Source organism: Streptomyces sp. NPDC003456 (assembly GCF_042878735.1).
Lineage (GTDB): Bacteria > Actinomycetota > Actinomycetes > Streptomycetales > Streptomycetaceae > Streptomyces.
The window spans coordinates 133534-146547 of the sequence record NZ_JBIAOK010000002.1 but is presented as its reverse complement, the minus strand read 5'-3'; the positions used below and the strand labels follow the sequence as shown (position 1 = coordinate 146547).

Below are 13014 nucleotides of genomic sequence, written 5' to 3'. Positions count from 1 at the left end.
GGGCTACGATCCCGTCTGTGAACCGCGAAGTGACTCTGCCTCTGATCGTCGACAACCGCGGGACCCTGCAGGTGGCTGCGGCGGATGTCAGCAAGCTGCTGCGCACGGTGGGGGGACGGTGGGTGCGGCTGGTGGAGGACGGGGAGTCCGGGCTGGACGAGGACACGGTCGCGGCTCTCACCATCGAGCTGGCGAAACTGGCCGACCGCATCGATGTGGCCTGTATCGCGCACAGCAGCGGAACCGCGACCTAGGGGTGGCCCGTGCGGGTGCGGTGGGGGCTCGTCGCTCGGTTCCCCGCAGCCCCTAGGGAACCTCGTTCAGGGTGCTCCAGAACATCGCCTCGTACCGCTGGAGCAGCCGGCCGTGGCGGTGCGCCGCGGCCTCGTCCAGTCGGTCATCGTCCAGGGCCGCCCGCACCGCGTCCGTCGCCAGGCGGTCCAGGTCCGGGGACGGTTGTGCGAAGAAGTCGAAGAAGGCGCACGCCTCGTCGGTGAAGCCGTAACGCTCGCGCAGTGCTGCGGCGATCGTGGCGCAACAGCCGCCCCACGCCGAGAAGTTGGCCGTCAGGGCCAGGACCGCGTCCGGTGGTGAGGCGCCGAGGGCCAGCCAGGACACGTAGGCCGGGTAGGCCTGGCAGCCGGGGAGCGGGGCGTACGACGCCTCGCGTTCCTCGTCCACGCCGCACGCCCGGCTGAAGGCGGTCAGCCGCTCCCCCGCCAGGACCTCGCCCTCGGCGAGTGCCGTGAAGAAGGCCGCGGCCCGCGGGTCCGTCGCCGCGGAGCGGTGCGCCAGATGCTCGAACGCACGGCGGTCGGCGGGGATCACCCAGCTCTGCTCCAGGGCCAGCGCGGCGAGGACGGAACGGGGTGCCGTGCCGTCGGCGATCCGGGGGACGAGCAGGTTGGCGCGCGGATCGGGCGCGAGCCGTGCGGTGGTGGCGATGAGCAGGTCCCGGGCCGGGTGCGTCATGGCGTCCTCCGTCATCCGTCCTCCGTCATCCGTGTGCCGCAACGAGCCTTGCACGTCCTCCCCGGTACGGAGTAGCCCGGCGCGAAGTCACCGTGCCCCCGGGCCATCGTGGGGTGACCACCCCCAGTGGTGAACCACCTTCTGGCCGGGGGGCGAAGGTCTCCCGGAAGGCGAAAGCAGGCATGGTTCATGGCGACTTTGTGCAGACCCTCGGTGTCCGTCCCTGAGTACGTGATCACGATGGAGGAGACGCTGGAGCTGGCGCGGCAGCGCCACGCCGGCCACCCCCAACTGCCGCTCGCCCTCCGGCTGATCGAGAACACCGGGGTGCGCACGCGGCGCATCGTGCAGCCCATCGAGGAGACCCTGAGGCACCCGGGCTTCGAGGAGCGCAACAAGCGCTACGAGGCCGAGGCCAAGGCGCGGGTGCCGGCGGTGGTCCAGCGGGCCCTCGACGACGCGGAGCTGCTCACCACCGAGGTGGATCTGATCGTCTACGTGTCGTGCACGGGCTTCATGATGCCCTCGCTGACGGCCTGGCTGATCAACGAGATGGGCTTCGAGCCGACCACCCGTCAGCTGCCGATCGCGCAGCTGGGATGCGCGGCGGGCGGGGCGGCGATCAACCGGGCCCACGACTTCTGCTCGGCCTACTCGGAGGCCAACGCGCTGATCGTGTCCTGCGAGTTCTGCTCGCTGTGCTACCAGCCCACCGACATGGGCGTCGGCTCGCTGTTGTCGAACGGGCTGTTCGGCGACGGCATCGCCGCCGCCGTGGTGCGCGGCCGGGGCGGCGAGGGCATCGCGCTGGAGCGCAACGGCTCGTTCCTGATCCCGAAGACCGAGGACTGGATCACCTACGACGTGCGGGCCACCGGGTTCCACTTCCTGCTGGACAAGCGGGTCCCGGGCACGATGGAGCCGCTCGCGCCGGTCCTCTCGGATCTGGCGGGCGAGCACGGGTGGGACGCGTCCGACCTGGACTTCTACGTCGTGCACGCGGGCGGGCCACGGATCCTGGACGACCTGAGCACGTTCCTGCGCGTCGACCCGCACGCCTTCCGCTTCAGCCGGGCCACGCTCACCGAGTACGGCAACATCGCCAGTGCCGTCGTCCTGGACGCGCTGCGGCGGCTGTTCGACGAGGGCGGGCCCGAGGCGGGAGCGCGTGGGCTGGTCGCCGGGTTCGGTCCCGGCATCACGGCGGAGATGGCGCTGGGCCGCTGGCGCGACGGGGACGGGGCGGGATGAGCGCCCCACACGTCGCCGCCCCCGGATCCGGGCGCGGCGAGGCGGGGGCTGCGGCGGAAGGGCTGCTCGTCCCGCCGGGGCAGGGCCGTGTCGTGCGGGCCCCCGCCCAGCACGTGACCTTCAAGGTGACCGGCGCGCACTCGCGCGCGGCCTCCTCCTTCGAGGTGGTGGTGCCGCCGGGCTTCGACGTCGGCGCCCATGTGCACACGCGCAGCGAGGAGTTGTTCTACGTGCTGGAGGGCGAGCTGGACGTGCTCGCCTTCGAGCCGCGGATCCGCACCCCCGACCACTGGCAGGAGTGGGAGTCCCCCGCCGGCGGGCGCGTGGTGCGGGCGACCCCGGGCACGGTGATCGTCGTGCCCCCGGGGTGCCCGCACGCGTTCGCCAATCCGACGGACGAGCCCGCGAAGATGTTCTTCCAGGCGAGCCCGCCGCCGGACCACGAGCGGTACTTCGAGGAACTGCTGCAGATCCTCGGCGCCGGCGGCCCGCCGGACCACACGGCGATCGAGGAGCTCCGGGCGCGGTACGACATCGAGCAGCTGACGCCGCTCAGGCACCGCTAGCGGATCGGCACACCGGCGAGGGTGCGGGCGATGACCAGGCGCTGGATCTCGCTCGTGCCCTCGAAGATGGTGTAGATGGCGGCGTCCCGGTGCATGCGCTCCACCGGGTACTCGCGGGTGTAGCCGTTGCCGCCGAGGATCTGGATGGCCTGGGCCGTGACCTTCTTGGCGGTCTCGCTGGCGAACAGCTTGGACATCGACCCCTCGGCCGCGGTGAACGGCTTGCCGTTGACGGCCATCCAGGAGGCGCGCCAGACCAGCAGGCGGGCCGCGTCGATCGAGGTGCGCATGTCCGCGAGCTGGAACGCCACGCCCTGGTTGTCGATGATGGGCCGGCCGAACTGCCGGCGGGTCGTGGCGTAGTCGAGGGCGACCTCGTAGGCGGCGCGGGCGGTGCCGACCGCCATGGCGCCGACGGCCGGGCGGGAGGCCTCGAAGGTGGCCATGGCGGCGTTCTTCACGCGCTCGCCGCCCTGCCGGGCCTTCTCGCGGGCGCGGGCGAGCCGTTCGTCGAGCTTCTCCTTGCCGCCGAGGAGGCAGGAGCCGGGGACGCGCACGTGGTCGAGGACGACCTCGGCGGTGTGGGAGGCGCGGATGCCGTGCTTCTTGAACTTCTGGCCCTGGGACAGCCCCTCGGTGCCCGGCGGGACGATGAAGGAGGCGTGGCCCTTGGAGCCCAGCTCGGGGTCGACGACCGCGACGACGACGTGGACGTTGGCGATGCCGCCGTTGGTCGCCCAGGTCTTGGTGCCGTTGAGCACCCATTCGTCCTTGGCCTCGTCGTAGACGGCCCGGGTGCGCAGGGAGGCGACGTCGGATCCGGCGTCGGGCTCGGAGGAGCAGAAGGCGGCGACCTTCACGTCGTCGGCGTCGCCGTACATCTGGGGGATCCAGGTGCCGATCTGCTCCTCGGTGCCGTTGGCGAGGACGCCGACGGCGGCCAGGCCGGTGCCGACGATGGACAGGGCGATGCCCGCGTCCCCCCAGAACAGCTCCTCCATCGCCATGGGGATGCCGAGGCCGGTGGGGTCGAAGTACTGCTGGGCGTAGAAGTCCAGGGAGTAGATGCCGACCTTGGCGGCCTCCTGGATGACCGGCCAGGGAGTCTCCTCACGCTCGTCCCATTCGGCGGCCGCGGGCCGGATCACGTCGGCGGCGAAGCCGTGGATCCAGTCGCGGACCTCCTTCTGTTCGTCGTTGAGCTCCATGGTGAACTCGGCCATGTCGTCCCCTCCAGCGGCGCACGTGCATGTTACTTGCGGTAACCGCAGTCTGTTACCGGCGGGTAGTCCGCGTCAACTCCCCTCTGCCCGGTCGGCACCCTTTCCGTGTCCGGAACACGCCCGAGTGCTAGTTTGCGCAGGCGTCATCGAAACACCACGGGTGGGGAGAGCACATGGACACCACACAGCGGACCGATCAGCAGCGGTCCGCCGACCGCCGGCGGCGCGAGCTGCTCGAGGCCGCCGACCGAGTGGTGCTGCGCGACGGCCCCCAGGCCTCGATGAACGCGATCGCGGCGGAGGCCGGGATCACCAAGCCGATCCTCTACCGCCACTTCGGCGACAAGGGCGGACTTTACGCCGCCCTTGCCAAACGGCACACCGACGCCCTGCTGGACTCCCTGCGGGCGGCGCTGGACGCCCCGGCGGACCGGCGACAGCGCGTCGAGGCGACCCTGGACACCTATCTCGCCGCGATCGAGGCACGGCCCCAGGTGTACCGCTTCCTGATGCACCCCGCCGAAGGCGGCCAGCCCGGGGACCCCGGGTTCGACGTCGGCAAGCACAGCGCGCCGCTGCTGCGGCGGATGGGCGAGGAGCTGGCCCAGGTCATCGAGGAGCGGCTGGACCTCGGGCCGGGCGGCCAGCAGCTCGCGCGGGTCTGGGGCCACGGGATCGTCGGCATGATGCACGCGGCCGGGGACTGGTGGCTGGGTGAACGGCCCTGCTCCCGTACCGAGTTGGTGCGCAGTCTGGCGGACCTGCTGTGGGGGCGCCTGGCGACCGTGGGCGACCGGCTCGGCGGCCCGGGGTTCTGACCGCGGCGCTCAGGCGTTCCAGGGCGCCCGCGCCACCTGCCGCATCAGCCTGCGGCGGCGCCGGCCGCTGAGGCGGTCGGCGTAGATCCGGCCGTCCAGGTGGTCGCACTCGTGCTGCAGGCAGCGGGCGAAGAAGCCCGTGCCGTGGACCGTGACGGGCTCGCCGGCCAGGGTGAAGCCCTCGACCACGGCGTGGTCGTGGCGTTCCGTGCCCGCTTCCAGGCCCGGCAGGGACAGGCAGCCCTCCGGACCGCGGATCACCACCCCGTCCGCCCGGACCAGGCGCGGGTTCACGACGTGCCCCAGGTGACGGACGTCCTCGTCGTCCGGGCAGTCGTAGACGAAGACCCGCAGCGGCTCGCCGACCTGGTTGGCGGCGAGCCCGACGCCCCGCGCGGCGTACATCGTGGCGAACAAGTCCTCCACGAGGCGTGCCAGTTCGGGGCCGAAGTCGGTGACCTCCTGGCAGGGCGTGTGCAGGACGGGATCGCCGTGCAGCGTGAGGGGTCTCACGCGGCCGCGGGCGCCGGGGATGGGGCTGTGTCGCATGGCGGCAAGAGTAAGGTCCTGTCGGTCCGCGCCTTGCGCACGAGTTCGCCGCAGTGCCGCGGTGCGGGAGTGCGAATGGATCTCGATAGGCTGAGGTCCACACCACGTGGCCGTCAGGCTTCAGGGCGCGGCGCGTACGCAAGGAGGATCGAGAACTGATGGCAGGCAACTCGGACCCGCTCTCGCCGCGGGCCAAGCTGGCCGTGACCGCGGGCAAGGCGGTCGCGGCGGCGTCCCGCGCCGCGGGACGCGGCAGCGGATCGGTGATCGGCGGCCGGGTGGCGCTCAAGCTCGACCCCGACCTGCTGGCCCGGCTCGCGCAGAACCTGGACGTGACGCTCGTCTCGGCGACCAACGGCAAGACCACCACCACCCGGCTCATCGCCGAGGCCCTGCGCGCGGCGGGACCCGTCGTGTCGAACGCCCTGGGCGCCAACATGCCGGCCGGCATCACCTCGGCGCTCGCCGGCGGCTCCGACGCCCGGTACGGCGTGATCGAGGTCGACGAGAAGTACCTCGCCGGAGTCGCCCGGGACACCGCGCCCAAGTGCATCGCGCTGCTCAACCTCTCGCGCGACCAGCTCGACCGGGCCGCCGAGACGCGCATGCTCGCCGAGAACTGGCGCGAAGGGCTCGCGGGCTCCAAGGCCGTGGTCGTGGCCAACTGCGACGACCCGCTCGTCGTGTGGGCCGCCTCCTCCTCCCCCAACGTGGTCTGGGTCGCGGCGGGGCAGATGTGGAAGGACGACGCCTGGTCCTGCCCGTCCTGCGGCGGTGTGATGCAGCGCCCGGGCGACGACTGGTTCTGCGGCGAGTGCGGCTTCCGGCGCCCGACGCCGAGCTGGGCGCTCTCCGGCGACCACGTCCTCGACCCGCACGGCTCGGCCTGGCCGATCCACCTGCAGCTGCCCGGCCGCGCCAACAAGGCCAACGCCGCCTCCTCGGCCGCGGTCGCCGCCGTGTTCGGCGTGCCGCCGCAGGTCGCGCTGGAGCGCATGTACCAGGTGCAGGCGGTCGCCGGACGGTACGACGTCGTCCAGTTCCAGGGCCGTGACCTGCGGCTCCTGCTCGCCAAGAACCCGGCCGGCTGGCTGGAGACGTTCTCCCTGATCGACCCGCCGCCCACCCCGGTCATCCTGTCCGTGAACGCGCGCGGCGCCGACGGCACCGACACCTCCTGGCTGTGGGACGTCGACTACACGCGCCTGACCGGCCACCCGATCTGCGTGATCGGCGACCGGCGGCTGGACCTGGCGGTGCGCCTGGAGGTCGCCGACCAGAACTTCCAGGTCTACGACAACCTCGACCAGGCCGTGGCCGCCTGCCCGCCGGGCCGGATCGAGGTCATCGCCAACTACACGGCGTTCCAGGACCTGCGCCGCCGCGTCGGCAACTGAGCACGAGACGTCAGGGGACTTTTGTGAGCGACAACCAACTGCGGGTCGTCTGGATCTATCCCGACCTGCTCAGCACCTACGGCGACCAGGGCAACGTCCTCGTCGTGGAGCGCCGGGCCCGGCAGCGCGGCCTGGACGTGGCCCGGCTGGACGTGCGCAGCGACCAGCCGATCCCGACCTCCGGCGACATCTACCTGATCGGCGGCGGCGAGGACCGGCCGCAGCGGCTCGCGGCCGAGCGGCTGCGCCGCGACGGCGGACTGACCCGGGCCGTGGAGAACGGCGCCATCGTCTTCTCGGTGTGCGCCGGCTACCAGATCCTCGGCCACGAGTTCATCAACGACCTCGGCCAGCGCGAGCCCGGCCTCGGGCTGCTGGACGTGGTGTCGGTGCGCGGCGAGGGCGCGCGGTGCGTCGGTGACGTGCTGGGCGACGTCGACGAGCGCCTCGGGCTGCCGCCGCTGACCGGGTTCGAGAACCACCAGGGCGTCACCCACCTCGGCCCCACCGCCCGCCCCCTGGCCCGGGTGCGGTTCGGCAACGGCAACGGCACGGGCGACGGCACCGAGGGCGCGTTCAACGACACCGTCTTCGGCACGTACATGCACGGCCCGGTCCTGGCGCGCAACCCGCTGATCGCGGACCTGCTGCTGAAGCTGGCCCTCGACGTCAACGCGCTGCCGCCGACCGACGACCGCTGGTACGAGGCCCTGCGCAACGAGCGCATCGCGGCCGCTCAGCAGCCCGCCTGAGCGCAACGCCGCAGCTCGTCCGAGGCACGCGTCAACCTGCGGGTCGACAGCCCGTATGACGGCCCATCCGCACAGGTGAGCGGGGTCGTCCAGCAGGCGGACGCGTGCTTCGGTCCGGGCCCCGGATGCCGCTAGGGTGGCGGGGATTCCCGCCGGACGACGTGGTCCGGTCCCCGGCCCACGTTGAGAAGGTATTCGGGCTATGCGCATTGGTGTCCTCACGTCCGGCGGCGACTGCCCCGGCCTGAACGCCGTCATCCGGTCCGTCGTGCACCGCGCCGTCGTCGACCACGGCGACGAGGTCATCGGCTTCCGGGACGGCTGGAAGGGCCTCCTGGAGTGCGACTACCTCAAGCTCGACCTGGACGCGGTGGGCGGCATCCTCGCCCGCGGCGGCACGATCCTCGGCTCGTCGCGGGTCCAGCCCTCCCACCTGCGGGACGGCGTGGAGCGGGCCAAGGGCCACGTCGAGGAGCTGGGTCTCGACGCGATCATCCCCATCGGCGGTGAGGGCACGCTGAAGGCCGCCCGGCTGATGTCGGACAGCGGGCTGCCCGTCGTGGGCGTGCCGAAGACCATCGACAACGACATCGCCGTGACGGACGTCACCTTCGGCTTCGACACGGCCGTGGGCGTGGCGACCGAGGCGCTCGACCGGCTGAAGACCACCGCCGAGTCCCACCAGCGGGTCCTGGTCGTGGAGGTCATGGGCCGGCACACCGGCTGGATCGCGCTGCACTCCGGCATGGCGGCCGGCGCGCACGCCATCGTCGTCCCCGAGCGGCCCTTCGACATGGAGGAGCTGACCCGGCGCGTCGGCGAGCGGTTCGCGGCGGGCAAGCGCTTCGCGATCGTCGTGGCGGCCGAGGGCGCCAAGCCGCGGCCCGGAACGATGGACTTCGACGAGGGCGGCACGGACATCTACGGGCACGAGCGCTTCGCCGGCATCGCCCGGCAGCTGTCCGTCGAGCTGGAGGACCGGCTGGGCAAGGAGGCCCGGCCGGTGATCCTTGGTCACGTGCAGCGCGGCGGGACGCCGACGGCGTACGACCGGGTGCTCGCGACGCGGTTCGGCTGGCACGCGGTGGAGGCCGTGCACCGGGGGGAGTTCGGGCACATGACCGCGCTGCGCGGGACCGACATCGTGATGGTGCCGCTCGCGGAGGCCGTGGAGACGCTGAAGACCGTGCCCGACGACCGGTACGAAGAGGCGGAGTGCGTGCTCTGAGCACGGGCTGATCCGCCCCAGGACACCGAACCGCCCCCGGTCGCAGTCGTGACCGGGGGCGGTTCTACTCTTGGGGCGGACAACTTGTTGCACACCCCCACGAAACAGGAGCCGGCGCAATGGATCACAGCGGGCACGGCACGACCATGGATCTGCCGCCGTTCACGCTGGGGCGAGGGCTGGAGTGGTCGGCGGACCCGTTCTTCCTCGTCGCCTGCCTCGTCGGCCTCGCGCTGTACGGGTGGGGTGTCGTCCGGCTGGTCCGGCGCGGGGACAAGTGGCCCGTGGGCCGGACCGTGGCCTACGCGCTGGGCGTGCTGAGCATCATGCTGATGATGTGCACGCAGCTCAACGACTACGGCATGGTCATGTTCAGCGTGCACATGGTGCAGCACATGGTCATCAGCATGGTCTCGCCGATCCTCATCCTGCTCGGGGCACCGATCACCCTGGCGCTGCGGGCGCTGCCCACGGCGGGGCGGGGCCGCAAGGGGCCGCGTGAGGTGCTGCTGATGTTCCTGCACAGCCGGTACATGCGGATCGTCACCCACCCCGCGTTCACGATCCCGCTGTTCATCGCGAGCCTGTACGGGCTGTACTTCACGCCGCTCTTCGACACGCTGATGGGCTCCGGGGCGGGGCACATCGCCATGATGGTGCACTTCCTCGCGGTGGGCCTGGTGTTCTTCTGGCCGATCATGGGCGTGGACCCGGGCCCCCACCGGCCGGGCTACCTGATGCGGATGCTGGAGCTGTTCGCGGGCATGCCGTTCCACGCGTTCTTCGGCATCGCCCTGATGATGGCGACCGAGCCGATGGTCGAGTCGTTCAAGAACCCGCCCGCCTCCCTCGGCATCGACGCCCTGTCCGACCAGAACGCGGCGGGCGGCATCGCCTGGGCGTTCAGCGAGATCCCGTCGGTGCTGGTGCTGATCGCCCTGCTGTTCCAGTGGTACGCCTCCGAGCAGCGCCAGGCCCGGCGCACGGACCGGGCCGCGGATCGCGACGGCGACAAGGAACTCGAGGCGTACAACGCCTACCTGGCCTCGCTGAACGCGCAGGGGCGCTGAAACCGGCTCGCGCAAGGCCCGTGCGCGCCGGGCGTCCGGCAGGCACCATGGAGGGACCGGACCACGAGGAGGGTGTCACGATGCCCGGTTCCACGAACGGTTCCCATGCGACGAAGACCATGGGCGTGCTCACCGTCGGCGGTCTCGTCGTCGTGACGGCCTACACGGTGGCGCTCGGGAGCAACGGCTGGCTGTGGTTCGGCTGGGTCGTCCTGGGCCTGATCACGCTGGGCATGGTGGTCACCACCCGCAGCACCTGAGGCTCACCGGCCCGTCAGCCGGCCCGCCGAGTGGACGCCCGGCTGGTACTTCGGGAGCCGGACGGTGATCTTCATGCCGGCTCCCTGCGCGGTCTCGATGACCAGGCCGTGGGCGTCGCCGTAGACCTGGCGGAGCCGGTCGTCGACGTTGGACAGGCCGATGCCGCCGGACGGGCTGGCCTCGCGCGCGAGGATGCGGCGCAGCAGTTCGGGGTCCATGCCGGCGCCGTCGTCCTCGATGACGACGAGTGCCTCGGCGCCCGCGTCCTGGGCGGTGATCCGGATGTGGCACCTGCCCGCGGGGACGGCCTTGCCCTCCAGGCCGTGCTTGACGGCGTTCTCCACGAGTGGCTGCAGGCACAGGAAGGGCAGGGCGACCGGCAGCACCTCCGGCGCTATCTGCAGCGTCACGGAGAGCCGGTCGCCGAAGCGCGCCCTGACCAGTGCCAGGTAGTGGTCGATGGCGTGCAGCTCGTCGGCGAGGGTGGTGAAGTCGCCGTGCCGGCGGAACGAGTAGCGGGTGAAGTCGGCGAACTCCAGCAGCAGCTCCCGGGCGCGCTCGGGGTCGGTGCGCACGAACGAGGCGATCACGGCGAGCGAGTTGAAGATGAAGTGCGGGGAGATCTGCGCCCGCAGCGCCTTGATCTCGGCCTCGATGAGACGGGTGCGGGAGCGGTCGAGGTCCGCCAGTTCCAGCTGCACCGAGACCCAGCGGGCGACCTCGCCTGCGGCCCGGACCAGGACGGCCGACTCGCGGGGCGCGCAGGCGACCAGGGCGCCGTGCACGCGGTCGTCGACCGTGAGGGGGGCGACGACCGCCCAGCGCACCGAGCAGTCCAGGTTGTCGCAGGTCAGCCGGAACGCCTCACCGCGGCCGGTGTCCAGTGGCCCGCCGAGGCGTTCCATGATCTCGCCGCGGTGGTGGGCGCCGTCCCCGTCCCAGACGAGGACCTGTTCGCGGTCGGTGAGGCACAGGGCGTCCGTGCCGAGCAGGGAGCGCAGCTTGCGGGCGGACCTGCGGGCGGTCTCCTCGGTCAGGCCGGCCCGCAGCGGCGGTGCGGCCAGGGAGGCGGTGTGCAGGGTCTCGAAGGTGGCGTGCTCGACGGGGGTGCCGAGTCCGGCGAGGCTGCCGCCCCGTGCCGTGCGCCGGCCGATCCAGACCCCGAGGGCCAGCACCGGCAGCACGGCGACGCACAGACCCGCCAGGAAGTCGCTCACGGCGTCACCTCGGTACGCAGTTCCTCGGGCAGGTGGAAGCGGGCCAGCACCGTGTTCGTGCCCGGCGGCACCCGGCCGGGGGTGGCCAGGGAGACCAGGATCATGGTGAGGAAGCCGAGCGGCACCGACCACAGTGCGGGCCAGGCGAGCAGGGCGTGCAGGGCGCCCGGGCCCGGGTAGCCCGTCATGGTCGCGGCGACCGCGAGGAGGGCGGAGCCGCCCCCGACCAGCATCCCGGCGGCCGCCCCGGGCGGGGTCAGCCGCCGCCACCAGATGCCGAGGACGAGCAGCGGGCAGAACGAGGACGCCGACACCGCGAAGGCCAGTCCCACGGCGTCGGCGACCGGCAGCCCGCCGACCAGGACGCTCGCCGCCAGGGGCACGGCCATGGCCAGCACGGTCCCCAGCCGGAAGTGCCGCACGCCACGGGAGGGCAGCACGTCCTGGGTGAGGACCCCGGCGACCGCCATGGTGAGCCCCGAGGCCGTGGAGAGGAACGCGGCGAAGGCGCCCCCGGCGACCAGCGCGCCCAGCAGGTCCCCGCCCACTCCCCCGATCATGCGGTCGGGCAGCAGCAGGACGGCCGCGTCGGGGTCTCCGGTGAGGGTGAGTTCCGGGGCGTAGAGGCGCCCGAGGGCACCGTAGACCGGGGGCAGCAGGTAGAAGGCGCCGATCAGGGCGAGGACCGCGACGGTGGTGCGGCGGGCGGCGACGCCGTGCGGGCTGGTGTAGAAGCGGACCACGACGTGCGGCAGGCCCATGGTGCCGAGGAACGTGGCGAGGATCAGGCCGTACGTGGCGTACAGGGGGCGTTCGGCGCGGCTCTCGGCCTGGGACGGGGACAGGTCGCCGCCGCCGTCGCGTTCGGCCTCGGGGACGGGAGCGCCGGCGGGGAACTCCAGGCGGGTGCCGGCTTCGATGCGGTGGGTGCCGGCGGGCAGGTCGAGGCGGCTGCCGGTGTGGGTGCGGCCGTCGACGGTGCCGGTGACCGTGACGGTCAGGGGGCGCTCCAGCTTCAGGTCGACGCCGTCGTCGACGCGGACGACGCGCTGCTCGCGGAAGGCGGCCGGTTCGCCGAAGGCGTCGCGCGGGGCGCCGTCGCCCTGCCAGGCCAGCACGAGGAAGAGGGCGGGGACCAGCAGGGCGGTGAGCTTGAGCCAGTACTGGAAGGCCTGGACGAAGGTGATGCTGCGCATGCCGCCCGCGGCGACGGTGGCGGTGACGACGACGGCGACGGTCACGCCGCCCAGCCAGTCGGGCGCCCCGGTCAGGACGGTCAGGGTGAGGCCCGCGCCCTGCAGCTGGGGCAGCAGGTACAGCCAGCCGACCCCGACCACGAAGGCCCCGGCGAGCCGCCGCACGGCCTGGGAGGCGAGGCGGGCCTCGGCGAAGTCGGGCAGCGTGTACGCCCCGGAGCGGCGCAGCGGGGCGGCGACGAACAGCAGCAGCACGAGGTAGCCGGCGGTGTAGCCGACCGGGTACCAGAGCATGTCGGGGCCCTGGACCAGGACGAGCCCGGCGATGCCCAGGAAGGAGGCGGCGGACAGGTACTCGCCGCTGATCGCCGCCGCGTTCAGCCGCGGGCCGACCGTGCGGGAGGCGACGTAGAAGTCGGAGGTGGTGCGGGAGATGCGCAGGCCGAAGGCGCCGACCAGGACCGTCGAGACGACGACCAGGGCGACGGCGGGGACGGCGTAGCCGGAGTTCATC

The 13014-nt window shown here is 72.4% G+C and carries 14 protein-coding genes; 9 read left to right on the top strand and 5 right to left on the bottom strand.

Annotated elements, in window-relative coordinates:
- Positions 1-17 precede the first annotated feature (17 nt).
- Positions 18-254, top strand: coding sequence for a DUF6213 family protein (locus ACFYWG_RS06210; protein ID WP_333929907.1), 237 nt, complete (start codon positions 18-20; stop codon positions 252-254).
- A 52-nt stretch (positions 255-306) separates the two neighbouring features.
- On the opposite strand, the gene ACFYWG_RS06205 is transcribed toward ACFYWG_RS06210, so the two are convergent.
- On the bottom strand, positions 307-987 hold the full coding sequence (locus ACFYWG_RS06205; protein WP_389199625.1) for a transcriptional regulator: 681 nt from the start codon (positions 985-987) through the stop codon (positions 307-309).
- Positions 988-1161: 174 nt separating this feature from the next.
- On the opposite strand from ACFYWG_RS06205, the gene ACFYWG_RS06200 reads away from it, so the two are divergent.
- On the top strand, positions 1162-2223 hold the full coding sequence (locus tag ACFYWG_RS06200; protein WP_389199623.1) for a type III polyketide synthase: 1062 nt from the start codon (positions 1162-1164) through the stop codon (positions 2221-2223).
- Positions 2220-2789, top strand: coding sequence for a cupin domain-containing protein (locus tag ACFYWG_RS06195; RefSeq protein WP_389199621.1), 570 nt, complete (start codon positions 2220-2222; stop codon positions 2787-2789). Before ACFYWG_RS06200 ends, ACFYWG_RS06195 begins: the two co-directional genes overlap by 4 nt.
- Here ACFYWG_RS06195 and ACFYWG_RS06190 read toward each other — a convergent pair.
- Positions 2786-4012 carry an acyl-CoA dehydrogenase family protein gene (locus ACFYWG_RS06190; protein ID WP_376326221.1) on the bottom strand — a complete coding sequence of 409 codons (1227 nt, stop codon included), beginning with the start codon at positions 4010-4012 and terminating at the stop codon, positions 2786-2788. The genes ACFYWG_RS06195 and ACFYWG_RS06190 overlap by 4 nt on opposite strands.
- Positions 4013-4185: 173 nt before the next feature.
- Here ACFYWG_RS06190 and ACFYWG_RS06185 point away from each other — a divergent pair, with 173 nt between their 5' ends.
- On the top strand, positions 4186-4830 hold the full coding sequence (locus ACFYWG_RS06185; protein ID WP_383504438.1) for a TetR family transcriptional regulator: 645 nt from the start codon (positions 4186-4188) through the stop codon (positions 4828-4830).
- A 9-nt stretch (positions 4831-4839) separates the two neighbouring features.
- Here ACFYWG_RS06185 and def read toward each other — a convergent pair whose 3' ends face one another.
- Complete coding sequence (gene def / locus ACFYWG_RS06180; protein ID WP_383504435.1) at positions 4840-5379, bottom strand: peptide deformylase; 540 nt, start codon at positions 5377-5379, stop codon at positions 4840-4842.
- Positions 5380-5537: 158 nt separating this feature from the next.
- Here def and ACFYWG_RS06175 point away from each other — a divergent pair, with 158 nt between their 5' ends.
- The 5 genes from ACFYWG_RS06175 to ACFYWG_RS06155 all read left to right on the top strand — a co-directional run bounded on the left by ACFYWG_RS06175 (position 5538) and on the right by ACFYWG_RS06155 (position 10086).
- Positions 5538-6776, top strand: coding sequence for a MurT ligase domain-containing protein (locus tag ACFYWG_RS06175; RefSeq protein ID WP_376326217.1), 1239 nt, complete (start codon positions 5538-5540; stop codon positions 6774-6776).
- Between the two features lie 23 nt (positions 6777-6799).
- On the top strand, positions 6800-7528 hold the full coding sequence (locus ACFYWG_RS06170) for a glutamine amidotransferase (protein ID WP_333929899.1): 729 nt from the start codon (positions 6800-6802) through the stop codon (positions 7526-7528).
- A gap of 202 nt (positions 7529-7730) precedes the next feature.
- Positions 7731-8756 (top strand): 6-phosphofructokinase, encoded by a 1026-nt coding sequence (locus ACFYWG_RS06165; protein WP_383504430.1) that lies wholly within the window; start codon positions 7731-7733, stop codon positions 8754-8756.
- Positions 8757-8875: 119 nt separating this feature from the next.
- Positions 8876-9826, top strand: coding sequence for a cytochrome c oxidase assembly protein (locus tag ACFYWG_RS06160; protein ID WP_376326213.1), 951 nt, complete (start codon positions 8876-8878; stop codon positions 9824-9826).
- Positions 9827-9906: 80 nt separating this feature from the next.
- Complete coding sequence (locus tag ACFYWG_RS06155) at positions 9907-10086, top strand: hypothetical protein (RefSeq protein ID WP_383504426.1); 180 nt, start codon at positions 9907-9909, stop codon at positions 10084-10086.
- Positions 10087-10089: 3 nt separating this feature from the next.
- On the opposite strand, the gene ACFYWG_RS06150 is transcribed toward ACFYWG_RS06155, so the two are convergent.
- Positions 10090-11304 (bottom strand): sensor histidine kinase, encoded by a 1215-nt coding sequence (locus ACFYWG_RS06150; protein WP_376326210.1) that lies wholly within the window; start codon positions 11302-11304, stop codon positions 10090-10092.
- Positions 11301-13013: a cation acetate symporter gene (locus ACFYWG_RS06145; protein WP_383504423.1), complete on the bottom strand. Its 1713-nt coding sequence runs from the start codon at positions 13011-13013 to the stop codon at positions 11301-11303. Before ACFYWG_RS06145 ends, ACFYWG_RS06150 begins: the two co-directional genes overlap by 4 nt.
- Between the last annotated feature and the right edge of the window lies 1 nt (position 13014).